This is a genomic window from Achromobacter animicus, assembly GCF_902859585.1.
Lineage (GTDB): Bacteria > Pseudomonadota > Gammaproteobacteria > Burkholderiales > Burkholderiaceae_B > Achromobacter > Achromobacter animicus.
In genome coordinates this window covers 683,190-707,826 of the sequence record NZ_CADIJM010000001.1, presented here as the reverse complement: position 1 = coordinate 707,826, position 24,637 = coordinate 683,190, and the positions used below count along the sequence as shown (strand labels likewise).

Sequence of the window (24,637 nt, the reverse complement as noted above, 5' to 3'; positions counted from 1 at the left end):
TCGACGGGCAAAGCCCTCGACCCTTTTATCTAATGGAGATGACATGGCAAGCCCGAAAGACGTCCTGAAACAGATCGCCGATAACGAAGTGAAATTCGTGGATTTCCGCTTTACCGATACGGTTGGCCGTGAGCACCACGTTTCCGTGCCCACCACCGCTATCGATGAAGACAAGCTGGAAAGCGGGCAGGCTTTCGACGGTTCGTCGATCCCGGGCTGGAAGGGCATCGAAGCCTCCGACATGCTCCTCATCCCCGACTGCGCCACCGCCAACCTGGATCCGTTCCGCGAAGAGCCGACCCTGATCCTGTCGTGCGACGTGGTCGAACCGTCGGACCTGAAGGGCTATGACCGCGACCCGCGCTCGCTGGCCAAGCGCGCTGAAGCCTACCTGAAGTCCTCCGGCCTGGGCGACACCGCCTACTTCGGTCCGGAACCCGAATTCTTCGTGTTCGACGGCGTGACCTGGAACACCGACATGTCGGGCACGTTCGTCAAGATCAAGTCCGAAGAAGCCCCGTGGTCGACCGGCCTGGAATTCGAAGGCGGCAACACCGGCCACCGTCCGGGCGTGAAGGGCGGCTACTTCCCCGTTCCGCCGGTCGATTCGTTCCAGGACATGCGTTCGGAAATGTGCCTGCTGATGGAACAGATGGGCGTGCCGGTTGAAGTGCACCACCACGAAGTGGCTGCTCCCGGCCAGCTCGAAATCGGCACCAAGTTCAGCACGCTGGTGCAGCGCGCCGACTGGACCCAGATCGTCAAGTACGTCGTGCACAACGTGGCCCATGCCTACGGCAAGACCGCCACGTTCATGCCCAAGCCCATCGTTGGCGACAACGGCTCCGGCATGCACGTCCACCAGTCCATCTGGAAGGACGGCCAGAACCTGTTCGCGGGCAACGGCTACGCCGGCCTGTCCGAATTCGCCCTGTACTACATCGGCGGCATCATCAAGCACGCCAAGGCCCTGAACGCCATCACCAACCCGGGCACGAACTCGTACAAGCGTCTGGTCCCGCACTTCGAAGCGCCCGTGAAGCTGGCCTACTCGGCCCGCAACCGTTCGGCTTCGATCCGCATTCCGTACGTCGGCAACCCGAAGGGCCGCCGCGTCGAAGCGCGCTTCCCGGACCCCCTGGCCAACCCGTACCTGGCTTTCTCGGCGCTGATGATGGCCGGCCTGGACGGCGTCCAGAACAAGATCCACCCGGGCGATCCGGCCGACAAGAACCTGTACGACCTGCCGCCGGAAGAAGACGCGAAGATCCCGACCGTCTGCGCCTCGCTGGAAGAAGCGCTGGAATCGCTGGACAAGGATCGCGAGTTCCTGACCCGTGGCGGCGTGTTCAGCAACGACATGCTCAACGCCTACATCGACCTGAAGATGGCCGATGTGACGCGTCTGCGCATGACGACGCACCCGGTCGAATTCGACATGTACTACAGCCTCTGATGGTTTGAGGCCGTGGCTGGGGGGAGCGCGATGAGGTAGGCAGAAGCACGGCTTACACACCACGCGCACCACCAGGTAGCCGCCCGACGAATTGCCCGCCCGGCCCGCGCCGGCGGGCAGGGCGCCGGGTTGGCGCGCCCGTCGCGGACGCGTTCCGCTTTCCCCTGTCCCTTCGGGTACGTTGAAAATGAATGTTGAAGCTCTCGATCTGCTAGCCACGTCAGTCTTCCTGGTCAACGAGCGCGGCCACATCGAATACGCCAACGCCGCCGCCGAGGACCTGTTCGGCCGCTCGCGCAAGCAACTGGGCGGGCATTCCGCCGCCACCCTGTTCGACAACCCCGAGAATATCCAGTCATCCATCGACCGCGCCGCGGGCGGCAGGTACGCCGACGTGAGGCAACTGGCCTCGTTGCGCCGCGCCGCCGAATCCGTGGAAGTCGCCGTAACCACCGTGGGACTGACCGGCCAGCGTTGGCCGGTGCTGATCGAGACCCGCGAAATCGAGCAGCGCGTGCTGGCCGACCGCAACCACCGGCTGGTGGACGAGATCGAAGCCCACCGCGAACTGCTGCGCAACCTGGCGCATGAAGTCAAGAATCCCCTGGGCGGGCTGCGCGGCGCCGCGCAACTGCTGGAAGCCGAGCTGCCCAGCGCAGCCCTGGCCGAATACACCCAGGTCATCATTTCCGAAGCCGACCGCCTGCAGGCGCTGGTGGACCGCTTGAGCGGCCCGCAACGTGTGCCGCTCAATGCGCGGCCGGTGAACATCCATGAAATCTGCGAGCGCGTCTGCGCGCTGATCCAGGCCGAGTTCCGCAACGACGTCACGATCCAGCGCGACTACGACGCCTCGGTGCCGGACCTGAAGGGCGACGCCGCCCGCCTGATGCAGGCCGTGCTCAACGTGGCGCGCAACGCTGCGCAGGAACTGGTGGCGCGCCCGCAAGGCCCGCAGACCGAACCCGGCGTGGTGACGCTGCGCACCCGCGTGGCGCGGCAGGTCATGCTGGCGCACCGGCAGCACCGCCTGGCGCTCGTGCTGTCCATCATCGACAACGGTCCGGGCGTGCCGGACCACATCCGTGACCGCATCTTCCACCCGCTGGTCACGGCCAGGGCTGGCGGTACCGGCCTGGGCTTGAGCCTGGCGCAGGACTTCGTGCAACAGCACGGCGGCATCATCGAATTTGAATCCCGACCGGGGCGCACCGAGTTTCGCCTGGTCCTTCCGATGGAGCCCGCAAACTGATGAAACCCGTATGGATCGTCGACGACGACCAGGCCATCCGCTGGGTCCTCGAAAAGGCCCTGGCCCGCGCTGGCGTCACCACCCGCAGTTTTTCCCAATCGGCCGACGTGCTCGAGGCGCTTTCGCGTGAGACGCCCGTGGCGCTGGTGTCGGATATCCGCATGCCCGGCGGCAACGGCCTTGAGCTGTTGCGCCAACTGAAGGAGCGGCATCCTGGCCTGCCGGTCATCGTGATGACCGCGTTTGCCGATCTGGACAGCACCGTGTCCGCCTTCCAGGGCGGTGCGTTCGATTACCTGGCCAAGCCGTTCGACGTGAACGAGGCCGTCGCGCTGATCCAGCGCGCCATGCAGGAATCGGCGCAACCCGAAAGCCCGGACGGGCAGGGCGAAGCGGCGCAGAACAACGAGCGCTGGATGATGACGCAATCGTCGTCCACCGCCATGCAGGAAGTCTTTCGCGCGATCGGCCGGCTGGCGCAGTCCAAGGTCACCGTCCTGATCACCGGCGAGTCCGGCACCGGCAAGGAACTGGTGGCCCGCGCGCTGCACGGCCACGGCGTGCGCGCCAGCGGCCCGTTCGTGGCGCTGAACGCCGCGGCCATCCCGCGCGACCTGCTGGAGGCCGAACTGTTCGGCCACGAGCGCGGCGCATTCACGGGCGCCAATAACCTGCGCCGCGGCCGCTTCGAAGAGGCGCATGGCGGCACGCTGTTCCTGGACGAAATCGGCGACATGCCGATCGAGTTGCAGACGCGTCTGTTGCGCGTGCTGGCCGAGGGCAGCTTCTACCGTGTCGGCGGCGCGCAGCCCGTGCGCGTGGACGTGCGCATCGTGGCCGCCACGCACCAGCCGCTGGAGCAGCGGGTCGAGCAGGGCCTCTTCCGCGAAGACCTGTTTCACCGCCTGAACGTGATCCGCCTGCGGCTGCCGCCGCTGCGCGAGCGGGTCGAGGATATTCCCGCGCTGGCCCAGCACTTCCTGACCGCCAGTGCGCGCACGCTGGGCGTGCCCGTCAAGCGGCTGACGCCCGAGGCGCTGGCCGTGCTGACCAAGTTCGACTTCCCGGGCAACGTGCGCCAGCTGGAAAACTTCTGCCACTGGCTGACGGTGATGGCGCCGGGCCAGACAGTGGATCGTATCGACCTGCCGCCCGAAATCCGGGCCATGGAACATCAGCCGCAGCCAGGATCCGCGCCCATGCGGCCCGCGACGCCGACGGCGGGCGTGGGTACGGTGGTGCAGTCGGGCGCCTACGCCGCGGAACCGGCTGAGGACGGCGCGCCGCGCAATTGGCAGGATGCGCTGCTGCGCGATGCGCAGTACCGGCTTGAGCGCGGCGAACCCGCAGTCATGGCGACACTGACGCGCCAGTTCGAGAAGATCCTGCTGCAAAGCGCGCTGGATGCCAGCCGGGGCCGTCGCGTGGAAGCCGCCTCGCGCCTGGGGATCGGCCGCAACACCATCACGCGCAAGCTGCGCGAGCTGGGTATCGAAGACGAGTAACCGATCCGGCGCCGGCCCGGCAGTGGGCCGGTTCCGGATGCCGGACCCGAGCGCATGTGGGCTCGGGCCGGCCTACAAGCCGAGCAGGCTTTCGCACAGGCGCGGCGACTTCAGTTTCTGCAGCCACCACTTCATGGCCTCGCCGGGCGGCTCCGCCCGCCACGCGTACGCCACGTGTTCCGTCAGGGACATGCCTTCATCCGTTTCGCACACCACCAGCAACCCTTGCGCAAGGTAAGGCGCGGCCAGCGTCAGCGGCAGATAGCCGCAACCCAGGCCGCGCACCTGCGCGTCGATCTTGGCCTGCATCGACGGCATCACCAGCGTCGGCTGCTCCGACAGGATGCCGCGCGACTGCACGGGCAGGTTGCGCGAGGTATCGGCAATCACCACGGCGCAGTAACGCGTGATGTCCGCGCGGCTGAGCGGCTGCGGCAATGAGGCCAGCGGGTGATTCGCCGCCACACAGAATCCGAATTGCATCACGCCGATCGCTTGTGAACGATACGGGCCCGTGGGTTCGCCCGCCGCGCCCGCGCCGATCACCAGGTCGGCGCGGCCGGAGGTCAAGGCATCCCAGTTGCCGCTCAGCACTTCCGTGCTAAAGCGCAGCGTCGTGGCGCTGCCCACCGCATGGAATTCGTCGATCAGGTCGTAGATGGGCCGCCATGGAATCACCGCGCTGACGGCGATGCGCAACTGCACTTCCCAGCCCGTGGCGATGCGCTTGACCCGGCTGGCCAGCTCGTCCAGCGATTGCAACAGATGCCGCCCATCCTTGAGCAGCGCTTCGCCCGCCGGGGTCAGCAGCGCGCGGTGCCCCGAGCGGTCGAACAGCAGCACGTCCAAGCCGTCTTCGAGCTTGCGGATGGAGTAGGTGACGGCGGAGGGCACCTTGCCCAGTTCGCGCGCCGCCTTGGCAAAGCTGCCGTGGCGTGCGATCGCGTCGACAAGGACAAGAAGTTCCGGGGTGATGGGCTGCATGTCAGAGCGCGAAATGTGGGTATTCAAATAATTTGAACGAAGTCATCAAAATATAGCGCCAAAACCGAGGGGCAAGGCGCGCAGAATACCACTCATGCCGGGGATGCAGACAAACGGCAAGGCGCAAAGCCAGCCAGGATGCACCCCCTAATCATTCATATTATTGAAACAGGAGTTCAAGATGCTTACGATTCGCCGCGCTGCAGAACGGGGTCATGCCAACCACGGATGGCTTGATTCGTTCCACACCTTCTCCTTTGCCAACTACTACGACCCGGCTCACATGGGCTTCGGCGCGCTGCGTGTCATCAACGACGACCGCATCGCGGCCGGCCGCGGCTTCGGCACGCACGGCCACCGGGACATGGAGATCATCACCTACGTGCTGGACGGCGCCATCGCCCACAAGGACAGCATGGGCAGCGGCTCGGAAATCCAGCCGGGCAACGTCCAGCGCATGAGCGCCGGCCGCGGCGTGATGCACTCCGAATTCAACCCCCGTCCCGATGCCGAAACGCACATGCTGCAGATCTGGATCGAGCCGAACGTGACCGGCATCGCGCCGGAATACGAAGAGCGCGCCTTCAGCGATGAGCAAAAGCGCGGCCGTCTGCAAGCCCTGGTGACGGGCGACGGCGCTGACGGATCGATGACGATCCATCAGGACGCCCGTCTGTACGCCGGTCTGTTCGACGGCGACGAGTCGGCCTCGCTGCCGCTGGCTGCCGGCCGCCGCGCCTGGGTTCACGTGGCCCGCGGCAGCGTGACGGTCAACGGCGCCGCGCTGAATGCCGGCGACGCCGTGGCGATCACCGACGCCGCCAGCGTCGAGGTGTCGGGCGGCAAGGACGCCGAAGTGCTGGTCTTCGACCTGGCCTGACGCCAACCGCCGGGCGGATCCTGCAATCCGCCCGGTTTCACACAATACCGGCCGCGAGGCCATTAAGATGGCCCCAGGCCTACCCATTGCGGAGCATTGCACCATGTCGACCCTGTCCCAAGCCGGCGAAAGCCAGATCGAAACCGTTGTGGTGCCGCGCACCAGCGACTTGGGCGGGTTTTCCGTCCGCCGCGCCATTCCTTCCATGCAGCGCCGCAGCGTCGGTCCGTTCGTCTTCCTGGACCAGATGGGACCGGCGGACTTCGACGTCGGCGCCGGCATCGACGTGCGTCCCCATCCGCACATCGGCCTGTCCACCGTGACGTACCTGTACGAAGGTTCCATGGTCCACCGCGACGGCGCGGGTCACACGCAGACTATTCTGCCGGGCGAAGTGAACTGGATGACCGCCGGTCGGGGCATCGTCCATTCCGAACGTTCCTCGCCGGAAAGCCGGCTTGCGCCGCAGCCCCTCTGTGGCCTGCAGATCTGGGTCGGGCTGCCCAAGGCGCACGAAGAGACCGATCCGGGGTTCACGCACTACGGGCTGGACGCGCAGCCGGTGATCGAAGGCGAGGGCGTGCGCGCCCAGGTCGTGGCCGGTTCGCTGTTCGGCAAGACCTCCTCGGTCAAGACGCTGTCGCCCCTGTTCTATGGCGACCTGCAACTGCAGGCAGGCGCGACCACGGTGCTGCCGGCCGAACACGAAGAGCGCGCCGCCTATCTGGCGCAGGGCGAGGTCGAAATCGACGGCCAGACGTACGAAAGCGGGCGCCTGGTCGTGTTCGCCCCGGGCAAGCCGGTGCAGATCCGCGCCAGGACGGCCGCGCGGTTCGCGGTGCTGGGCGGCGAGCCGCTCGACGGCCCGCGCTTCGTGTGGTGGAACTTCGTCTCCAGCAGCAAAGACCGCATCGAACAGGCCAAGCAGGATTGGCAACGCACGCGGTTCGATCAGATCGTGCCGGGCGATGAGACCGAGTACATCCCGCTGCCGGAAGCCCGCGCCTGAGCGGGACGGGATAACCATGCGTGATGGGGGGCGTAATGCCCCTCATGATCGTGTAACTTTTATTGTTTGTTTTTGAGGGTTACACTGGCGCCGGAGATCACCATGAACACCAGCCACGCACCCGAATTCCGCCAACTGGGCGACCACGTCGCCCTGGATCTGATCAACACCGTCGAGCAGAGTAGCGCCGGCCCGGTCGACCGATGGCAATCGGACGCGGACGTGGCGGGCTGGCTGGCGCTGGCGGGATTCGCCGCCGCGCAGGGCCCCGCGCCGGCCGGTCTGCTGGAAAGCGCGCGCGGCCTGCGCGAAACCGTCCGGGAATTGGTCGCCCAGCGCAAGGCGCACGCGCCGCTGGCGCTTTCCGCGCTGAATCGCGCCCTGGCGGCGGGAGGCAGTCACCTCGAGCTTGCGCCGGCAGACGATGGCAGCCTGGTGATGTCGCGCCGTTACCCCTCGCAAACCGCAGCACAGTGGTTGCTGCCGGTGGCCGAGGCGGCGGCCGACCTGCTCGCGCATGGCGATTTTGGATTGGTGCGCAAGTGCGAAAGCGATGCGTGCTCGCTGTGGTTCTACGACAGGACGCGGTCGCACAAGCGGCGGTGGTGCAGCATGGCGCTGTGCGGTAACCGGCACAAGGTGGCGGCGTTCCGGCAGCGCGAGGCGGCGGACGCCAGTGCCAAGGCGAAATGACAACGATCGATGGTTCTCAGCCCGGCTTATGCCGGGCTTTTTCATTGTTGGCGTCGGGTTGATGTGGGAGCCGGGCGGCCCGCACCGCCACATTCCAGCACCGCATCACACGCCGATTCGATGTTGAGTAACCAGCAAACGGGCTGTTGACAGGTTACGTAAAATGCGTAGACTGTGCCGTGAAGCTTCGAAATCCCATCGTCATTCCTTGTCCGAATACCGGAGATCCTCATGACCGCCCAGCCCGACAACACCGTCCATTACCGCCATGCGCAAGCCGACGGCCTGCGCTTCTTCTATCGCGAAGCCGGCGACCCGCAGGCGCCCGTGCTTTTGCTGCTGCACGGCTTTCCCACGTCTTCGCATCAGTTCCGCAACGTCATCCCGCAACTTGCCCAACACTTTCGCGTCATCGCGCCCGATCTGCCCGGATTCGGCTTTACCGAGGTTCCGGCCGAGCGCGGCTACCGCTACACCTTCGACAACCTGGCCGAGTCGCTGGAAGCGTTTGTCGACGAACTGGGGCTGACCCGCTACGCGATGTATTTCTTCGACTACGGCGCGCCGACCGGCTTGCGGCTGGCGGTGGCGCACCCCGAGCGGGTGACCGGTCTGGTTTCGCAGAACGGCAACGCGTACCTCGACGGCCTGGGCGACGCGTGGGCCCCCATCCGCGCCTATTGGAACGACCCGTCGCCCGCAAACCGCCAGACCATTCACGATGCCATCCTGAACTTCGAAGGCACCAAGTGGCAGTATGTGCACGGCGTGGCCGACCCGGACAGCGTCGCGCCCGAAGGCTATACGCTGGACGCGGCCCTGCTTGAACGGCCGGGCAACAAGGATATTCAGCTCGACCTGTTCCTGGACTACGCGAACAACCTGACGCAATACCCCGCCTTCCAGGCGTTCTTCCGCCAGGCCCAGGTGCCCACGCTGGCGATCTGGGGCCGCAACGATCCGTTCTTCATTCCGCCGGGCGCCGAGGCCTATCGCCGCGACAATCCGGATGCCGTGGTTGAACTGCTGGACACCGGCCACTTCGCGCTGGAAACTCACGGCCAGTACATCGCCCAGCGCATCATCGATGTGTTGGGGCGCTGACCGGCGGGGGCGGCCTGATGGTTGCCCCGGCCGGATTTCACGGCAGGAGCCCGCATGACGCGCCACTTTGACGACCTGCAGCTGGGCAGCATCGAGATGTTCTGCCTGGCTGCGGAACTCAGCAGTTTCACGGCCGCCGCCAATGCTGCGGGCGTCACGCCGGCAGCGGTCAGCCGCAGCGTCTCGCGGCTGGAGGCGCGGCTGGGCATTCGGCTGTTCGTGCGCAGCACGCGGCATATCCGGCTTAGCGACGAAGGGCGTGCCTACTTCGAGCAGGTGCGCCCCGCCATTGCGCAACTGGTCGACGCCGAAAGGCAGGTGGGCGGGCAGGGCGCGGCCGGGCGGCTGCGCATCAGCCTGCCGACGCCCTATGCGCATTACCGCGTTCTGCCGCTGCTGCCCGCATTTCGCGACAAGTATCCCAACGTGGACGTGCACGTGCACATCAGCAACCGCAATGTCGATTTCGCCGATGACGGTTATGACCTGTCGGTGCGCGGGCGCGCGCCCGACGACTCGGCGCTGATCGCGCGCAAGCTGGAGGACGCGGAACTGGTGGTGGTCGGCGCGCCGGAATACCTGCGCCGGCGCGGCACGCCGCAAACGCTGGAGGATCTGGCTGCGCACGACTGCATCCAGTTCGACCGGCCTAGCAGCGGGCGGCGCATTCCGTGGACATTTCAGGTGGAGGGCGAAGCGGTCGACATCGTGACCGACGGCGCCTATGGCACGGCCGAGGATGTACTGGGCGGCGTGACGCTGGCCCGTGCGGGCGCCGGCCTCTTTCAGACGTATCGCTTCGTGGTCGAAGACGATCTGCGCGCGGGCAGGCTGACCGAGGTGCTGCAGCAACATGGCGGCAGCACCCGGCCGTTCGTGTTGTTGTACCCGCATGCCCGGCACATATCGCGCCGCGTGCGGGCGTTCGTCGATTTCCTGGTCGACAAGCTAGCGGACTGAGCGGCGTCAGACGCCTTTCAACTGCGCGATCACCACCAGGATCACTGCCGCGTTGCCTGGCTGCTGCGCGACCGAATTGGCGGTGCGCGCGTGGCCGGCCTTCTCGCCCAGCACCCGTGCAAACAGGCCGGACGCGCCATCCAGCACGGCGGGCTGATCCAGAAAGCCCGGCGCGCTGGCGACATAACCCTCGACGCGGACAAGGTGGTCCAGCCGGTCGAAGCTGCCGGTGTGCTGGCGGATCTGCGCCAGCACGTTCAGCGCGGCCAGTTCCGCGGCCTGCCGGCCCTGGTCAACGGTCAGCTCCGCGCCGACGCGGCCCTGCCACACCACGCGCCCGTCGCACAGCGGCAATTGGCCCGAGATGAACAGCAGGTCGCCCGCCTGGCTGACGGCGGTGTACTGGCCCAGCGGCTGGGGCGCGGGCGGAAGGATCAGGCCAAGTTCGGCCAGTCTGGCTTCAATGGACATGGTGGGTCTCTCGAGGTGAGGACGCCCGCCGCGCGGCGGGCGGTCGTGGTGATGCTACCAATGACCCGCAGCGGCGCCGCCATCGACCGGAAGGATCGCGCCGGTGGTGTAGGCCGAATCGGTCAGATAGGTAACCGCACCGACAATGTCGTCCACCTTGCCCATGCGGCCGGCAGGCTGCAACGAATTCAGGAAGCCGAACGTGGCCGGATCGTGCATCGGCGTCTCGATGATGCCAGGCGCCACCGCGTTGACGCGGATGTTCCGGTCAGACAGTTCTATTGCCAACGCCCGCGTGGCGTGATTCAGGCCGCCCTTGATCAGCACGGGCAGCAGCGCCGGGACGCGGCTGCTGGGCTGCATGGCGATGCTGGCCGTGATGTTGACGATGTGGCCGTCGCGGTATTCCGACATGTGCGCGGCGGCCTGCTGGGTGATGTGGAAGAAGCCCTTCAGGTTCGTATCGATGATGCGGTCCAGGTCTTCGTCGGTGTAGTCGCCCAGGGGCTTGGGAATGAAGATCCCCGCGTTGTTGACCAGCACGTCGATGCGGCCGAACCGCTCGGTGGCCTGGCGCACGATATCGCGGGCAGTGCTGGCCAGGGCGATGTCGCCGGCCACGGCCAGGAAGCGGTCGGGCAGGCCCAGGCCTTCCTTAGCCAGGCGCTCGGCGGCGGCGTTCAGGCCTTCCTGGCTGCGGGCGTTGCCCACCACGTTGTCGCCGCGGCGCAGGTATTCCTGCGCCAGGGCAAATCCGATTCCGCTGGACGCGCCTGTGATCACTACAGTCTTGTTCGACATTTCAATACTCCGGTTTGGCATTTGAGGGTGCCTGCGCGCTCAGACAGTGAGCCGAACTATAGGAGCGGGCGCGCAGGCGATAAACGCCCGCGGCGGAACATGAATTGATACCTGGCGGAATAAGCGAGGCGGATCGCGCTGTGCGACGCCGCTGTCCGGCGATAAGATGCGCTACCCGTGCATAACGACAAACGGGAGGGAGACATCATGCATCGCTACACCCACAATGCGCTGCGCGGCCTGGCCGCGCTGGCGTTGATCCAGGGCGCCGTGCCCGCGCACGCCGCCGGCTATCCGGCCAAGCCCATCACCTTCATCGTGCCGTACACCGCGGGCGGCACGACCGATCTGGTCGCGCGCACGGCGGGCCAGAAAGTGGCCGAAAAGCTCGGGCAGCCGGTCATCGTCGAGAACCGTCCCGGCGCGGGCGGCAACATCGGCATGGACGCCGTCGCCAAGGCCGCGCCGGACGGCTACGTCATCGGCTTCGGCGCGATATCCACGAACGCGCTCAATCCGTTCGTGTACCCGAAAATGCCGTTCGATCCGACCAAGGATTTCACGGGCATCAGCATGCTGGGGGCGTCTTCCGTGGTGCTGGAGGTGGGCCCGTCGGTGAAGGTGGACAGTGTCAAGGACCTGGTCGCGTACGCCAAGGCGAATCCCAATACGTCGTACGGCACGCCGGGCACGGGCACGTCCATGCACCTGGCGGGGGTGATGTTCGACCAGTTGACCGGGGCCGGCATGCAGCACGTGCCCTACAAGGGCAGCGCCCAGGCGTTGAACGATCTGCTGGGCGGACACTTGCCGGTCATGTTCGACAACCTGCCCGCGTCGCTGCCGCACATCAATGCGGGCAAGGTCCGCGCGCTGGCGGTCACCGGCAGCAAGCGCGCGCCGGCGTTGCCCGACGTGCCGACGCTGGCCGAACTGGGGTATTCGGGCGCGGTCGTGGATCCGTGGTTCGCGGTCTATGGGCCGGCCGGCATGTCGCCCGACGTGACGCGCGTGCTGAGCGACGCCTTCCAGGCGGCGCTTGCGATGCCGGACGTCAAGGACAAGCTTGAGAAGGCAGGCTTCATGCCTTATGGCTCGTCGCCGCAGGAAGTCGAGCGGCTGACCCAAAGCCAGCACGAGGCCTTCAAGGCCTTGTCGCAGAAGGTGAAGCTGTCGGCGGATTGATCTGCAGTGCGGGGCATGCGGGACGCGGGGGGCGCCGAGGTCCGCGCGGGCCTCGCAGGTCCCGCTACCGGCCGCGCGCCAGCGCCTGTTCGCGCTGTTCTTCCAGGGCTTCGCGGCGGATGAAGTCGCGCACGAAGGTGTCGGCTGGGTTGTGGTGCAGGTTGTAGGGCGTATCCCATTGCGCGATGCGGCCCTTGGCCATCACCCCGATGCGGTCGGCGATCGCGAACGCTTCGGCCTGGTTGTGCGTGACCAGGATCGCGGTGTGGCCTGTGGTCTTCAGGATCTCGCGCACCTCGAAGGCCAACCGCTCGCGCGTGTCCACATCCAGGTTTGAGAACGGTTCGTCCAGCAGCAGCAGGTCGGGCGAGGGCGCAAGCGCGCGGGCCAGGGCCACGCGTTGCTGCTGGCCGCCGGAGATCTCATGCGGATAGCTGTTGGCGGCGTGTGCCAGGCCGACGAGTTCCAACATTTCTTCGACACGGCGGGCGCGGTCCGGACGCGGCAGCTTGCGCAGGCCGAACGCCACGTTCAGCGCCACCGTCAGGTGCGGAAATAGCGCGTAGTCCTGGAACATCATGCCCACGCGGCGCAGCTCGGGCGCGACCTGTTCGGTGGGCGACGAGATCACCGTGCCGTCCAGCAGGATGCGGCCAGCGCGCACCGGCTCGAACCCGGCAATGGCGCGCAGCACGGTGGTCTTGCCGCAGCCGGACTCGCCCAGCAGGCAGCCAATGTGGCCGGCGGGCAAGCCCAGCGACAGGTCCTGCACGACGGGTTTCAAGCCAGTGGGCGTGTCGTAGGCCAGGGAGAGGTGGTCGATTTCTAGCAGATCGGGCACGATGATCAATGTCCCATTTTCAGATTGGTGCGCGCCAGCAGAATGACCGGCAGCAGGCCGGCCAGCACGATGGCCAGCGCGGCCACGGCGCCTTCTTCGTACGTGCCGCGCGCGGCTTCCGCATAAAGCCACGTGGCCAGGGTGTCGAAATTCATGGGGCGCAGCAGCAGGGTGGCGGGCAGTTCCTTCATGGCGTCCACGAACACCAGCAGCGCGCTCGCGGCCAGCGCGGGCCGCAGCAACGGCAGGTGGACGCGGCGCAACGTGCCGCCGGAGGTTTCGCCAAGCAGGCGCGACGCTTGTTCCAAGGACGGCGGGATGCGCGCCAGGCCGGCTTCGAGCGCCCCGGTGGAAATCGCCAGGAAGCGGATCGCATAGGCGCACACCAATGCGCCCATCGAGCCCATCAGGAACAGGCCCGTGCCGCCGAACACCCGTGCGACCGCGGTGTCGATCCACACGAAGGGGGTCAGCAGGCCGATGGCCAGCACCGTGCCAGGCACCGCATAGCCCAGGCTGGCGATGCGTGCGCAGGCGCGGCCCGGATTGAAGCCTGCGCTTTCGCGCAGGGTGCGGCCCGCCCACGCAACGATCAGTCCGCAGAGCAGGGTGACCACCGTGGCGCTGGACGCGACGATCAGAGTGTTGCTCAGGCCGCCGATCAACTGGTCCGACACACCGCCCACCAGGTGAAGCCGCTTGTAGGTTTCAACGACCAGATACAGCGCCGGCGCGACAAACCCGATCAGGACGGGAATCCAGCCCAGCACGGCCGCGACGGCAGCCGCCGCGCCACGCAGCCGACGCGGCTGCATCGGGCGCATGCGCTGCGTGTTGGCGTAGCGCTGCCGCTTGCGGCCGTGGCGTTCCAGCAGAATCAGCCCGATGACGATCGCCAGCATGGTCAGCGCAATCTGCGCGGCGCCAGCCAGGTCTGAACGGGTGACCCAGGTGGTGTAGACGGAGACGGTCAGCGTTTGCACGCCGAGGAATTCGGAGGCCCCGATGTCGTTCAGGGTTTCCAGCAGCGCCAGGCTCACGCCCACCACGATCGCGGGACGGGCCAGGGGCAGGGCGACGCGGCAGAACACCGCCACGCGGCCCGCGCCCAACGTGCGGGCAGCTTCGAGCAGGCTGGCGGCCTGCGTCATGAACATGACGCGGGTGCTCAGGTAGACATATGGGTACAGCACGAAGCCCAGCACGAAGATCGCGCCGTAGATGGAGCGCAGATCGGGCAGGCGGAATTGGCGCGGGCTGTCGAAGCCGAGCATGGCGCGGATCGCCGACTGGATGGGCCCGATGGGGTGCAGCAGGTCCAGGTAGGCAAACGCGATGATGTAGGTGGGCACCGCCAGCGGCAGCAGGAGCGCCCAGGTCAGGACCCGGCGCGTGGGAAACTCGTACGCGGTCACGAGCCATGCGGCGCCGGTGCCAAGCAAGGTCACAACGACGCCCACTCCGGCCAGCAGCATGACGGTGTTCGCGAAGGCCTGCGGCAGCACATAGCTGGCCAGATGCTGCCAGTGTTCCAGGCTGCCGCCCATCGCCCACCAGCCGAGCGTCAGTACCGGCGCCAGCACCGCCAGCGCGATCAGGGCCGCGCCAACCAGCCAGCCGGTTCCGCGTTCAGACCAGCGCAGCCGCAGCGGCGTGGGCAAGGATTGTGTGTGCATGCTTCAAAGTCGGTTGCATCAATGGCAAGGCCTGTTCCCCCGGAAAAGCGGGAACAGGCCCTACGCGTTGCGCCCGGTGCCGGGCGCTCGCGTGTCACTGCATCAAGGTCACGCCATGCCCGAAGGCACGGCGGTCCGGCAGCTTATCAGTTGTCGAAGCCGACCTTGTCGACCAGTTCGCTGGCTTGCTTGCGATGCTTGGCGATCTCGGTCAAGGGCAGGGGATCGACCTTCAGTTCGCCGAAGCTTGCGATCACCGGGTCCAGCTTCACGCCCTTGCGGACGGGGTATTCGTAGTTGGCCTGCGCGTACAGGGCTTGGGCCGGTTCCGACACCAGGAAGTCCAGCAGCTTGACCGCGTTGGCCTTGTTGGGAGCGTGCGCCGCGACGGCCGCGCCGCTGACGTTCACGTGCGTGCCGCCGCTCTTGGCATTGGCGAAGGTCGGGCGGATGACCTTGATGGCATCGCCCCACTTGCGCGCGTCGGTGCCGGGCTCGGCGTTCTTCATGTGGCCGACATAGTAGGCGTTGGCCAGACCGATGTCGCAGATGCCGCCCAGGATGTCGCGCGCCACGTCGCGGTCGCCGCCGGCGGCCTTGCGGGCCAGGTTGGCCTTGACGCCGCGCAGCCATTTTTCGGTGGCCTCGGCGCCGTCGTGCGCGATCATGGAAGCGACCAGCGCGGTGTTGTAGGGGTGCTGGCCGGAACGGATGCAGACCTTGCCCTTCCACTTGGGATCGGCCAGATCTTCGTAGCGGAAGGATTCCAGCTTCAGGTCCTTTTCGACATACAGCACGCGGTCGCGCAGCGACAGGGCGTACCATTTGCCATCGGCGCCGCGCAGGTTGGCGGGAATGACCGAATTCAGCGTGTCGGACTTGACCGACTGCGTCACGCCGCCGTCCACCAGATCCAGCAGGTTGCCGATATCCACCGTCATCAGCACATCGGCGGGCGACTTGGCGCCTTCGGCCTTGACGCGTTCCAGCAGACCGTCTTTGACGAAGACGGTGTTGACCTTGATGCCGCTTTCCTTGGTGAAAGCATCCAGCAGCGGCTGGATCAGCTTGGGTTCCCGGGTGGTGTACAGGCTGACTTCCTCGGCGGCGTTGGCCGACACGGTGAAGGCAGCGGCGCCGGCGAGCGCCAGCGCGCGCAGCAGGGAATTCAATTGGGGACGCTTGATCATGAAGGAACTCCAGCTAGGGCCGAAACGAGTGTTGCCGCACGGCCCCGCCTTAATTCGAGGCGCGCCAATGCGAAAAGCGGTCTGCTAACGAAAATGATTATCAAGTGAGAACGCGACAATAACAGGAAGCATTGCGCCGTTCAACTAGCAGTAAGCGTTGGGTTCAAGACGTTGATCCCCGTCAAACTGGAATAAGGGTATTACGGAATAATGAGAGCAGTTATCATCAAGACCCTGTAGAATAGGGACAACCCTAATGCCGACCGCGGCCTTTTTTTTGCGGTTCGGAATGACCTCGCGGCTCAGCCGGGCTTCGCCCGGCCACGTTCCGCCCTTACTGAATACGACATGGCTGCTTTCAACACTGAGCGCGTACTTAGCGTGCACCACTGGAACGACACCCTGTTTTCCTTCACCACGACGCGTGATTCGGCCTTGCGGTTCCACAACGGCCACTTCGTGATGATCGGCCTCGAAGTTGAAGGCAAGCCGCTGCTGCGGGCCTACAGCATCGCCAGCGCCAACTACGAAGAAAACCTCGAATTCCTCAGCATCAAGGTGCAGAACGGCCCGCTCACGTCGCGCCTGCAGCACTTGAAAGAAGGCGACACCATCCTCGTCAGCCGCAAGCCGGTCGGCACCCTGGTCGTCGACGACCTCAAGCCCGGCAAGCATCTGTTCCTGTTCGGCACCGGCACCGGCCTCGCGCCCTTCATGAGCATCATCAAGGACCCGGACGTCTACGAACGCTTCGACAAGGTCATCCTGGTGCACGGCGTGCGGTGGGTCAGCGAACTGGCTTACGCCAACTACATCGAAAACGAACTGCCGAACAACGAATTCTTCGGCGACATCGTGCGCGACAAGCTGGTGTATTACCCCACCGTGACGCGCGAGCCTTTCCGCAATCAAGGCCGCATCACCGAACTGCTCGAAAACGGCAAGCTGTGCGCCGACATCGGCATTCCGCAAATCAACCCCGAAACCGACCGCGCCATGATCTGCGGCAGCCCGCACATGCTGGCTGACATCAGCGCCATGCTGGATAGCCGTGGCTTCGCCGTGTCGCCGGGCGTGGGCCAGCCGGGCGACTACGTCGTCGAGCGCGCCTTCGTGGACAAATAAGCCAAGCGGTTCCGGCCTTCAGGTTCTAAAAAAAACCCATCGCAAGCGCGATGGGTTTTTTGCTTTGGCACGCCTGGTGTGAATCACTCCGGCTGAATGCCCGCCTTCTTGATGATGTCGCCCCACTTCTTCGATTCCGCTTGCTGGAACTTTGCCAGCTCGTCGGGTGTCGACGACGCCGCGTCCGTGCCGGTCTGCGCGTAGAACTGCTGAGCGGGCTTGGCCTTGGTGGCGTTGACCAGCAATTCGTTCAGGCGATTGACCACGTCGGGCGGTGTGCCGGCCGGCGCATAGGCGGCAAACCAGTAGCCCATCTCGTAGCCGGGCACGCCAGCCTCCGAAATGGTCGGCACGTCGGGCGCCAGCGGCGAGCGCGCCTGGCCCGTGACGCCCAGTGCGCGCAGCTTGCCGGACTTGACCTGCGGCAAGCCCGTGGCGGTGTCGGTGATCATCATGTCGATCTGGCCGCCCAGCAGGTCGGTGACGGCGAGCGGATTGCTTTTGTAGGGCACGTGCAGCAGTTGCACATTGGCCATCTGCTGCAGCAGTTCACCAGCGATGCGGCTGCTGGAGCTGCCGCTGCCAAAGCTCAGCTTGCCCGGCGACTGCTTGGCCTGAGCCAGGAAGTCGCCCACCGTCTTGGCGGGCGAACTGGGATTGACGACCATGATCTGTCCGCCCTTGCCCAGCAGCGTGAGGGGCGCGAAATCCTTGACGGGATCGTAGGTCAACGACTTGTACAGGTGCTCGTTGGCTGCATGTGTGGTGTTGGTGGTGATCAGGACCGTGTAGCCGTCGGGCGTTGCGCGCGCGCCGGCTGCCGCGCCGATCATTGCGCTGGCGCCGGGCTTGTTCTCGATGACGACGGCTTGGCCCGTTTGTTCGGTGACGCCCTGGCCGATGGCGCGGCCGATCTGATCGGTGGCGCTGCCGGCAGCGAACGGGACGATGAAGGTGATGGGCTTGGTCGGGAATTGCGCCATGGCCGAAAGGGGCAGGGCGGCGGCCAACAGCAGGGCCAGCCGGCCCTTGGTAGCGATGCGCATGTGTGTCTCCTGTGGTGTTTTTTTATCGGAACTGCAAATCAGGCGGCCGCGGGACGGTCGCCGGGTATGTCTGGCAGACGGCTCGCCAGCGCTGCGCCGACCTCCACCGTCATGTCCAGCAATCTGAAAGACAGGCTCTTGCCGTGCGTGTCGAGGTTCAGCGCGTCATTGACGCCGCCGTCCAGCACGCCCTCCAGCACGAAATTCATTGCGTTGAGCATCGGCAGCGCATAGCGTGTCACACGCTTCGGATGGCGGTACGCGAACCACTGTGCGACGCGCGCTTCGGTCACTTGCGCGGCCAGCACGTCATAGCATTCGGGATCCCAGGCGATGAGGCTCAGGTTGGAGATATCTCCCTTGTCCCCGGATCGGCTGTGGGCCAGGCGGTACAGCGGCACGGCGAGCAAAGTCTGGTTCATGGCGCGATCTCCTCCAGGAAGTTCCAGCCGCTCTTTACGGCTTCGCGGGGAATGGTGCAGGACATCATGTTCAAGCGCGGGCGCAGTGCAGTGCGCACGCCGCCGCCGCCGGCCGGGCCGCAGGTATAGAGCGCGGTCACTTCGCGCAACACGCGTTCGGCCTGTGCGCGATCGGCGTTTTCGGTGGCCAGACGCAGCCGCACGTCGCGGGCGTGCCTGTCGGGCAGCGCGCGGCGCATCTCGCCCGCGTCGTCGCCCAGGATGCTGATCGCGCCGATCAGGTCCGCGCGCAGCTTGTAGTCGGAGCCCAGGCGCTTCTGGACGATATCTGCCGCGAGCCGTGCTCGGGCTTCGGCCTGCACGCCCGCATACGAAATCTCCGCTTCAGCCAGCCAGCCGCCGCGATAGCAGACGTTCACCTTCAGTTCGTCGGGCCGGGTGTGACCCGTAATGCCATGGACCGCAACCCGGTTGCCGCCCAGTTCGACGACACGCGCCTGGCTTAGGTCCGCCACCACGTCGGGAGTCAGATACCGCGCCGGATCGTGGACTTCGTACAGCAATTGTTCTTTCACGGTGCGCGCATCTACGGCGCCGCCGGTGCCGTCTGCTTTGCCGATCACGAATTCGCCGTCGGACTGGATCTCGGCGATGGGGAAACCGGCCGCATGGACGTCCGGCACTTCTTTCAGCCCCGGCACGCAGAAATAGCCGCCGGTCACCTGCAGCCCGCATTCGAGCATGTGGCCGGCCATGGTGGCACGTCCCAGCCGCGGCCAGTCGGCGGGATCCCAGCCGAAGTGCGCCAGCGCCGGCCCCAGCGTCAGCGACGGGTCGGCCACGCGGCCGGCCACGACGATCTGCGCGCCGGCGGCCAGCGCCTCGGCGATTTCGGTGGCGCCCAGATAGGCAGTGGCGCTCACGATGTCCAGGCCGTCCAGTGCGGCGCCCAGTCGATGCGCCAGCAGGTCGCGATGCTCGGCGCCGTTCAGTGCGTCGCCATACACGACAGCGATGCGCGGAACCGGCAAGCCTTGTTCACGCGCCAGTTCAGCAATACGGCGTGCGGCGGCGGGCGGATTGGCCGCGCCGAAATTGCTGACGATGTTGATCCCGTGGCGCAGGCAGTCGCCCAGGACCGGACCCACCAGTTCGTCCAGCAGGGGTTCATAGCCGCGGTTCGGATCGTCGTTGCGCGCAAGCTGCGCCAGCGCCAGCGTCCGCTCAGCCAGCGTCTCGAAGATCAGCGTGCCGCCGCCTTGGGCGGCCAAGGTGCGGACCACGGCCGCGGCGCCATCGGTGCGATCGCCGGAAAATCCGGAGGCGCAGCCGATAAGCAAGGGAGATTGAGGCATGAGCAGTCCAGGCGCGTTCAAGGGGTTGGGACGACTATAGGCAAGGCACGATCATCCGTAAAATAGAAAAATCGGATTGATTAATACAAGAAAGCCATGAATCTATCGTCCCGCCAATTGCGTGCCTTCGTGGCGCTTGCCGATGAACGGCACTTCACGCGTGCCGCGCAGCGCTGCCACCTGACGCAGCCGGCCTTCAGCGCGTTGATCCGTTCGCTGGAAGACAGTGCTGGGGTCCGGCTCTTTGATCGCAGCACGCGGCACGTCGAGCTGACTGCCGAAGGCCGCGTGCTGGACGCGACCGCGCGGCGCCTGCTGGCGGACATGGACCTTGCAATGGGCGATTTGCGGGATATGGCGGACCGCCGGCGGGGCAGGGTGACGCTGGCCGCGCTGCCGTCGCTTGCGGCGGGCTGGCTGCCGGATCTGCTGGCGCGCTTCCGGCAAGATCATCCTGGCATCGTGCTGGACCTGCGGGACGCCTTGCTCGATCCTTGCCTGGACATGGTGCAGAGCGGGGTGGCCGATTTTGCCGTGGCCTCGAGGCGGCCTGACATGACCGATCTGGATAGCGAATTCCTGCATGCCGATCGCTACTTTCTGGTGTGCCGCGTGGACCATCCTTTGGCGGACCAGTCTCGCGTGCGGCTGCGCGACGTGTTGCGGCATCCGATCATCCAGCTTGCGCGCGGCAGCAGTGTGCGCAAACATCTGGACGAAGCGCTGGGCGCCGAGGCGCCGCTGCCGGTTTTCGAGGTCGAGCATCTGGCGACCGTCACGGGTCTTGTGCGTGCGGGGCTGGGTGTGTCGGTCGTACCCGCGATGACGCTTTTTCATTTCCGCAGCGCCGATCTGCGCGTCGTACCTTTGGCGGGCCGCGCCTTGACGCGGCCGCTGTATCTGGTGCGCCGTAAAGGACGCAGCCTGTCAGTGGCCGCGCAGGCGCTAGCCGAACTGCTGATTGCGCATCGTGGCGATATCGGCGGGGCAGGGCATCCGCCGGCCGCGCAGGATCAGTCCTAAACCCTCTTTACGGCGAACCGCTACTTTCGCAAAAGTCTATTGCTGGATAAACTCCGATAGTTGTAGCTTCTATCCGTCACCAGAAGGATTCCGCCCATGAGCAAGCAAATCATTCATACCGACACCGCGCCCGCCGCCGTCGGCCCTTACTCGCAAGCGGTTGCCGTCAGCGGCACCAAGACTGTCTATCTCTCGGGCCAGATCGGCCTGGAGCCTGGCACCGGCGACCTGGTCTCTGAAAACTTCGACGCGCAGGTGCGTCAGGCGTTTGCCAACATGCAGGAAGTCATCAAGGCTGCAGGCGGCACGCTGGAAAACGTGGTCAAGCTCACGCTGTTCCTGACCGACCTGGGCAAGTTCACGGCGGCCAACGCCATCATGGCCGAGATCATCCCCCAGCCGTTCCCGGCGCGCTCCACGATCGGCGTGGCCAGCCTGCCCAAGGGCGCACAGTTCGAAGTCGAAGCCATCATGGTCCTGTAAGGCGCGCCCGGACGTTTCATTTCAGGGGTTCGTTCCTACATGCCGGCCGCAGCCGTGGCCTCCAAGCGTACCGGCGCCGACAAGAACGGCGCCGGCAAACCGATGACAGATACGGAGCGCAAGCTTCGTAACCTGGGTTTGGTGCTGCCCGAGGACTTCGTGCTGCACCTGCCGCTGCGCTACGAAGACGAAACACGCGTCATCCCGATCAGCTCGCTGCGCCCCGGCTTTGCCGGCCAGGTCGAAGGCGAGATCACCAAATCCGAAGTCCTGTACCGGCCGCGCCGCCAGCTCACCGCCACGTTGGCGGACGACAGCGGCGAACTGCAATTGCGCTGGCTGAACTTCTACCCCAGCCAGCAGAAGCAAGTGACCGTGGGCAAGCGCCTGCGCGCCCGCGGCGAAGTGCGTGGCGGGCTGTTCGGCCGCGAGATGGTGCATCCGCGGCTGACCAACGCGGATTCGCCGCTGCCGACTGCTCTCACCCCCGTTTATCCCACTACCGAAGGGCTGCCTCAGCCGGCCTTGCGGCGCGCCATTGCACAGGCGCTGAACACTGCTGACCTATCCGACACGCTGCCCGAGGAGGCTCGCGCGCGCTACGACCTGCCGCCGTTCGAGCCCGCCATCCGCGCGCTGCACACGCCCGCGCAGGGCGAATCCGAACAGGCCTTGATGGATCGCGTGCACCCGGCATGGCGCCGCATCAAGTTCGACGAGCTGCTTGCGCAGCAGCTCTCGCTCGCCGCCGCGCGTGCGGCACGCCGCATCAAGGAAGCCGAATCGCTGCCGGTGCAGAACGGCGCAGGCGGGCTGGTCGCAAGGTTGTATGAAACGCTGCCGTTCAAGCTGACTGGCGCGCAGCAGCGCGTCGTGGAGGAAATCTCGGCGGATCTGGCCAAGCCGTATCCCATGCACCGGCTGTTGCAGGGCGACGTGGGCAGCGGCAAGACCGTCGTGGCGGCCATCGCGGCGGCGCAGGCCATTGCGGGCGGGGCGCAAGTGGCGCTGATGGCGCCCACGGAAATCCTGGCCGAGCAGCACTTTCGCAAGCTGGTGTCCTGGCTTTCCCCGCTGGGCGTGAACGTCGCGTGGTTGAGCGGCAGCCTGACCGCGAAGGCCCGGCGCGAAGCCGCGGCCGCCGCTGCCGACGGCAGCGTGCAGCTTGTGGTCGGCACGCAGGCGCTGATCCAGGATCACGTCGAGTTCCACCGGCTGGGCCTGTCCATCGTCGACGAACAGCATCGCTTTGGCGTCGGCCAGCGTCTTGCACTGACGCGCAAGGGCGAAACCGTGCGCGGCCGCATCGTGCCGCATCAGCTCAACATGAGCGCCACGCCCATTCCGCGCACGCTCGCCATGACTTTTTTCGCCGATCTGGACGTGTCCGTGATCGACGAGTTGCCACCCGGCCGCAGCCCCGTCGTGACCAAGCTGGTCTCGGACGCGCGGCGCGAAGAGGTTATCGCCCATATCGCGCAGGCCGCGCGCGGGGGCCAGCAGGCTTATTGGGTCTGTCCTCTGGTCGAGGAAAGCGAAGCCCTCGAATTGCAAACCGCCGTCGACACCTACGAAGGCATGCGGACCGATCTGCCGGACCTGCGGATCGGACTGGTGCACGGCCGCCTGCCGCAGGCCGAGAAGGCCGCCGTGATGCAGGCATTCCGCGACGGCGACATCGACCTGCTCGTCGCCACGACCGTCATTGAAGTCGGCGTGGACGTGCCGAACGCGTCGCTGATGGTGATTGAACACGCCGAGCGCTTCGGCCTCGCCCAGCTTCACCAGTTGCGCGGGCGCGTGGGGCGGGGCACGGCCGAGTCCGTTTGCGTGCTGCTCTACCAGACGCCGCTTTCGCAGGTTGCGCGCGAACGGCTGCGTGCCATGTTCGAAACGTCCGACGGCTTCGAGATCGCCCGGCGCGACCTGGAACAGCGCGGCCCCGGTGAATTCCTGGGCACACGTCAGTCGGGCATGGCGCTCCTGCGCTTTGCCGACCTGGAGACCGACGCCGCGATCGCCGAAGACGCGCGCGACGCTGCCGTGTGGTTGCGCGCCGAACATCCCTCCGTCGTCGAGGCCCATCTGGCCCGCTGGATGCGTGGCCGCGAAGACTTCCTGCGCACCTGACATGCGGCCCATCCACTCTCTTGAATCCTCAAGCGCCGGCCATCGGGCCGGCGCGTAACCCCGGGGGCGTAGTCCACCATGACTCTCACCGAACTCAAGTACATCGTCGCCGTCGCCCGCGAGCGGCACTTTGGCCGCGCGGCCGAGGCCTGTTTCGTCAGCCAGCCGACGCTGTCCGTGGCCATCCGCAAACTCGAGGACGAACTGGGCGTGACCCTGTTCGAACGCGGCGGCTCCGAAGTCGGCGTGACGCCCATCGGCCAGCGCATCGTCGCGCAGGCGCAGAAGGTGCTCGAGGAAAGCGCCAGCATCAAGGAGATCGCCCGGCAGGGCCACGATCCGCTGGCCGGCCCGCTACGCGTTGGCGTGATCCACACCATCGGACCCTACCTGCTGCCCAAGCTGGTGCCCGTGCAGATCGGCCGCACGCCGCAGATGCCGCTCCTGCTGCAGGAGAACTTCACCGTCCGTCTCGTCGAGCTGCTGCGCCAGGGCGAGATCGACTGCGCCATCATGGCCTTGCCGCTGCCCGAAGCCGGCCTGGTCATGCAGCCGCTCTACGACGAACCCTTCGTGGTGGCCGTGCCCAACGACCATGAACTGGCCCAGCGCAAGTCCATCGACGCCCAGGACCTGAAACAGCAGACCATGCTGCTGCTGGGCAGTGGCCATTGCTTCCGCGATCAGGTGCTTGAAGTCTGTCCCGAACTGTCGCGCTTCTCGGCGGCCAGCGATGGCATCCAGCGTACTTTCGAAGGCTCCTCGCTCGAAACCATCCGCCACATGGTTGCGGCCGGCATCGGCGTCACCGTGCTTCCGGTCACCGCCGTCCCCGAAAACCCGCCCTCCAACAGCCTGTTGCGCTATCTGCCGTTCGAAGGCCATGTGCCCGAGCGCCGCGTCGTCCTTGCATGGCGGCGCAGCTTCCCGCGCCTGGCGGCAATCGAAGCGCTGGCGCAGGCAGTCTATGAGTGCGAGCTGCCGGGCGTGAAGATGCTGGCCGGCGAAGCGGCGGCCGTGCAAGATTGAACGCTAAACGACGGCCA

General features: G+C 66.1%; 23 protein-coding genes. 14 read left to right on the top strand and 9 right to left on the bottom strand.

Annotated features, from left to right (window positions below):
- The first annotated feature begins 43 nt into the window (after positions 1–43).
- From glnA to ntrC, 3 genes are all read left to right on the top strand, one after another.
- Positions 44–1,456, top strand: a complete 1,413-nt coding sequence (glnA, locus tag HV681_RS03170; protein ID WP_056560974.1) for a type I glutamate--ammonia ligase — start codon at positions 44–46, stop codon at positions 1,454–1,456.
- Between the two features lie 187 nt (positions 1,457–1,643).
- Positions 1,644–2,708, top strand: a complete 1,065-nt coding sequence (gene glnL, locus HV681_RS03165) for a nitrogen regulation protein NR(II) (protein WP_056560977.1) — start codon at positions 1,644–1,646, stop codon at positions 2,706–2,708.
- A complete protein-coding gene (gene ntrC, locus HV681_RS03160) occupies positions 2,708–4,213 on the top strand; it encodes a nitrogen regulation protein NR(I) (protein WP_175121666.1) in 1,506 nt (501 codons plus the stop codon). Before glnL ends, ntrC begins: the two co-directional genes overlap by 1 nt.
- A 72-nt stretch (positions 4,214–4,285) precedes the next feature.
- Here the strand turns inward: ntrC and HV681_RS03155 are convergent, their stop codons facing one another.
- Positions 4,286–5,197, bottom strand: coding sequence for a LysR family transcriptional regulator (locus HV681_RS03155; RefSeq protein ID WP_175121665.1), 912 nt, complete (start codon positions 5,195–5,197; stop codon positions 4,286–4,288).
- 181 nt (positions 5,198–5,378) lie between these two features.
- On the opposite strand from HV681_RS03155, the gene HV681_RS03150 reads away from it, so the two are divergent.
- The 5 genes from HV681_RS03150 to HV681_RS03130 all read left to right on the top strand — a co-directional run bounded on the left by HV681_RS03150 (position 5,379) and on the right by HV681_RS03130 (position 9,843).
- Positions 5,379–6,077 (top strand): pirin family protein, encoded by a 699-nt coding sequence (locus tag HV681_RS03150; protein WP_175121664.1) that lies wholly within the window; start codon positions 5,379–5,381, stop codon positions 6,075–6,077.
- 103 nt (positions 6,078–6,180) lie between these two features.
- Positions 6,181–7,086: a pirin family protein gene (locus tag HV681_RS03145; protein WP_175121663.1), complete on the top strand. Its 906-nt coding sequence runs from the start codon at positions 6,181–6,183 to the stop codon at positions 7,084–7,086.
- 102 nt (positions 7,087–7,188) lie between these two features.
- Complete coding sequence (locus HV681_RS03140) at positions 7,189–7,779, top strand: CGNR zinc finger domain-containing protein (protein ID WP_175121662.1); 591 nt, start codon at positions 7,189–7,191, stop codon at positions 7,777–7,779.
- Positions 7,780–8,010: 231 nt separating this feature from the next.
- Positions 8,011–8,883 carry an alpha/beta fold hydrolase gene (locus tag HV681_RS03135; protein ID WP_175121661.1) on the top strand — a complete coding sequence of 291 codons (873 nt, stop codon included), beginning with the start codon at positions 8,011–8,013 and terminating at the stop codon, positions 8,881–8,883.
- Between the two features lie 54 nt (positions 8,884–8,937).
- Positions 8,938–9,843: a LysR family transcriptional regulator gene (locus HV681_RS03130; protein ID WP_175121660.1), complete on the top strand. Its 906-nt coding sequence runs from the start codon at positions 8,938–8,940 to the stop codon at positions 9,841–9,843.
- A 6-nt stretch (positions 9,844–9,849) separates the two neighbouring features.
- Here the strand turns inward: HV681_RS03130 and HV681_RS03125 are convergent, their stop codons facing one another.
- Positions 9,850–10,314 (bottom strand): RidA family protein, encoded by a 465-nt coding sequence (locus HV681_RS03125; RefSeq protein ID WP_175121659.1) that lies wholly within the window; start codon positions 10,312–10,314, stop codon positions 9,850–9,852.
- A 54-nt stretch (positions 10,315–10,368) separates the two neighbouring features.
- Positions 10,369–11,115 carry an SDR family NAD(P)-dependent oxidoreductase gene (locus HV681_RS03120; RefSeq protein WP_175121658.1) on the bottom strand — a complete coding sequence of 249 codons (747 nt, stop codon included), beginning with the start codon at positions 11,113–11,115 and terminating at the stop codon, positions 10,369–10,371.
- Between the two features lie 207 nt (positions 11,116–11,322).
- Here HV681_RS03120 and HV681_RS03115 point away from each other — a divergent pair, with 207 nt between their 5' ends.
- Positions 11,323–12,300 (top strand): Bug family tripartite tricarboxylate transporter substrate binding protein, encoded by a 978-nt coding sequence (locus HV681_RS03115; RefSeq protein ID WP_175121657.1) that lies wholly within the window; start codon positions 11,323–11,325, stop codon positions 12,298–12,300.
- Positions 12,301–12,364: 64 nt separating this feature from the next.
- On the opposite strand, the gene HV681_RS03110 is transcribed toward HV681_RS03115, so the two are convergent.
- From HV681_RS03110 to HV681_RS03100, 3 genes are all read right to left on the bottom strand, one after another.
- Positions 12,365–13,141: an ABC transporter ATP-binding protein gene (locus tag HV681_RS03110; protein WP_175121656.1), complete on the bottom strand. Its 777-nt coding sequence runs from the start codon at positions 13,139–13,141 to the stop codon at positions 12,365–12,367.
- A 5-nt stretch (positions 13,142–13,146) separates the two neighbouring features.
- On the bottom strand, positions 13,147–14,817 hold the full coding sequence (locus HV681_RS03105) for an ABC transporter permease (RefSeq protein ID WP_175121655.1): 1,671 nt from the start codon (positions 14,815–14,817) through the stop codon (positions 13,147–13,149).
- Positions 14,818–14,963: 146 nt separating this feature from the next.
- Entirely contained in the window at positions 14,964–16,007 is a 1,044-nt protein-coding gene (locus tag HV681_RS03100; protein ID WP_105238804.1) for a Fe(3+) ABC transporter substrate-binding protein, read from the bottom strand.
- Between the two features lie 348 nt (positions 16,008–16,355).
- Between HV681_RS03100 and HV681_RS03095 the strand changes: the two genes are divergently transcribed.
- Positions 16,356–17,132, top strand: coding sequence for a ferredoxin--NADP reductase (locus HV681_RS03095; protein ID WP_175121654.1), 777 nt, complete (start codon positions 16,356–16,358; stop codon positions 17,130–17,132).
- A gap of 83 nt (positions 17,133–17,215) precedes the next feature.
- Here HV681_RS03095 and HV681_RS03090 read toward each other — a convergent pair whose 3' ends face one another.
- Genes HV681_RS03090 through HV681_RS03080 form a run of 3 tightly spaced genes read right to left on the bottom strand, consistent with a single transcriptional unit; the run spans position 17,216 to position 19,955 of the window.
- Positions 17,216–18,178 (bottom strand): Bug family tripartite tricarboxylate transporter substrate binding protein, encoded by a 963-nt coding sequence (locus HV681_RS03090; protein ID WP_175121653.1) that lies wholly within the window; start codon positions 18,176–18,178, stop codon positions 17,216–17,218.
- Between the two features lie 38 nt (positions 18,179–18,216).
- The gene (locus HV681_RS03085; protein ID WP_175121652.1) at positions 18,217–18,600 is read right to left on the bottom strand and encodes an AtuA-related protein; all 384 of its coding nucleotides are present in this window, start codon (positions 18,598–18,600) and stop codon (positions 18,217–18,219) included.
- Positions 18,597–19,955, bottom strand: coding sequence for an acyclic terpene utilization AtuA family protein (locus HV681_RS03080; RefSeq protein WP_175121651.1), 1,359 nt, complete (start codon positions 19,953–19,955; stop codon positions 18,597–18,599). The genes HV681_RS03085 and HV681_RS03080 overlap by 4 nt, the downstream gene beginning before the upstream one ends.
- Before the next feature lie 96 nt (positions 19,956–20,051).
- On the opposite strand from HV681_RS03080, the gene HV681_RS03075 reads away from it, so the two are divergent.
- The 4 genes from HV681_RS03075 to HV681_RS03060 all read left to right on the top strand — a co-directional run bounded on the left by HV681_RS03075 (position 20,052) and on the right by HV681_RS03060 (position 24,620).
- Positions 20,052–20,978, top strand: coding sequence for a LysR family transcriptional regulator (locus HV681_RS03075; protein WP_175121650.1), 927 nt, complete (start codon positions 20,052–20,054; stop codon positions 20,976–20,978).
- Positions 20,979–21,074: 96 nt separating this feature from the next.
- Positions 21,075–21,461: a Rid family detoxifying hydrolase gene (locus tag HV681_RS03070; protein ID WP_056561027.1), complete on the top strand. Its 387-nt coding sequence runs from the start codon at positions 21,075–21,077 to the stop codon at positions 21,459–21,461.
- A 39-nt stretch (positions 21,462–21,500) separates the two neighbouring features.
- Positions 21,501–23,591: an ATP-dependent DNA helicase RecG gene (recG, locus tag HV681_RS03065; RefSeq protein WP_175121649.1), complete on the top strand. Its 2,091-nt coding sequence runs from the start codon at positions 21,501–21,503 to the stop codon at positions 23,589–23,591.
- Positions 23,592–23,669: 78 nt separating this feature from the next.
- Positions 23,670–24,620 carry a LysR substrate-binding domain-containing protein gene (locus tag HV681_RS03060; protein ID WP_175121648.1) on the top strand — a complete coding sequence of 317 codons (951 nt, stop codon included), beginning with the start codon at positions 23,670–23,672 and terminating at the stop codon, positions 24,618–24,620.
- The last annotated feature ends 17 nt before the right edge of the window (positions 24,621–24,637 follow it).

Bases quoted from the DNA above. Each gene is read 5' to 3' on its own strand.
- glnA (WP_056560974.1), top strand. From the start codon at position 44: ATGGCAAGCCCGAAAGACGTCCTGAAACAGATCGCCGATAACGAAGTG.
- glnL (WP_056560977.1), top strand. From the start codon at position 1,644: ATGAATGTTGAAGCTCTCGATCTGCTAGCCACGTCAGTCTTCCTGGTC.
- ntrC (WP_175121666.1), top strand. From the start codon at position 2,708: ATGAAACCCGTATGGATCGTCGACGACGACCAGGCCATCCGCTGGGTC.
- HV681_RS03155 (WP_175121665.1), bottom strand. From the start codon at position 5,197: ATGCAGCCCATCACCCCGGAACTTCTTGTCCTTGTCGACGCGATCGCA.
- HV681_RS03150 (WP_175121664.1), top strand. From the start codon at position 5,379: ATGCTTACGATTCGCCGCGCTGCAGAACGGGGTCATGCCAACCACGGA.
- HV681_RS03145 (WP_175121663.1), top strand. From the start codon at position 6,181: ATGTCGACCCTGTCCCAAGCCGGCGAAAGCCAGATCGAAACCGTTGTG.
- HV681_RS03140 (WP_175121662.1), top strand. From the start codon at position 7,189: ATGAACACCAGCCACGCACCCGAATTCCGCCAACTGGGCGACCACGTC.
- HV681_RS03135 (WP_175121661.1), top strand. From the start codon at position 8,011: ATGACCGCCCAGCCCGACAACACCGTCCATTACCGCCATGCGCAAGCC.
- HV681_RS03130 (WP_175121660.1), top strand. From the start codon at position 8,938: ATGACGCGCCACTTTGACGACCTGCAGCTGGGCAGCATCGAGATGTTC.
- HV681_RS03125 (WP_175121659.1), bottom strand. From the start codon at position 10,314: ATGTCCATTGAAGCCAGACTGGCCGAACTTGGCCTGATCCTTCCGCCC.
- HV681_RS03120 (WP_175121658.1), bottom strand. From the start codon at position 11,115: ATGTCGAACAAGACTGTAGTGATCACAGGCGCGTCCAGCGGAATCGGA.
- HV681_RS03115 (WP_175121657.1), top strand. From the start codon at position 11,323: ATGCATCGCTACACCCACAATGCGCTGCGCGGCCTGGCCGCGCTGGCG.
- HV681_RS03105 (WP_175121655.1), bottom strand. From the start codon at position 14,817: ATGCACACACAATCCTTGCCCACGCCGCTGCGGCTGCGCTGGTCTGAA.
- HV681_RS03100 (WP_105238804.1), bottom strand. From the start codon at position 16,007: ATGATCAAGCGTCCCCAATTGAATTCCCTGCTGCGCGCGCTGGCGCTC.
- HV681_RS03095 (WP_175121654.1), top strand. From the start codon at position 16,356: ATGGCTGCTTTCAACACTGAGCGCGTACTTAGCGTGCACCACTGGAAC.
- HV681_RS03090 (WP_175121653.1), bottom strand. From the start codon at position 18,178: ATGCGCATCGCTACCAAGGGCCGGCTGGCCCTGCTGTTGGCCGCCGCC.
- HV681_RS03085 (WP_175121652.1), bottom strand. From the start codon at position 18,600: ATGAACCAGACTTTGCTCGCCGTGCCGCTGTACCGCCTGGCCCACAGC.
- HV681_RS03080 (WP_175121651.1), bottom strand. From the start codon at position 19,955: ATGCCTCAATCTCCCTTGCTTATCGGCTGCGCCTCCGGATTTTCCGGC.
- HV681_RS03075 (WP_175121650.1), top strand. From the start codon at position 20,052: ATGAATCTATCGTCCCGCCAATTGCGTGCCTTCGTGGCGCTTGCCGAT.
- HV681_RS03070 (WP_056561027.1), top strand. From the start codon at position 21,075: ATGAGCAAGCAAATCATTCATACCGACACCGCGCCCGCCGCCGTCGGC.
- recG (WP_175121649.1), top strand. From the start codon at position 21,501: ATGCCGGCCGCAGCCGTGGCCTCCAAGCGTACCGGCGCCGACAAGAAC.
- HV681_RS03060 (WP_175121648.1), top strand. From the start codon at position 23,670: ATGACTCTCACCGAACTCAAGTACATCGTCGCCGTCGCCCGCGAGCGG.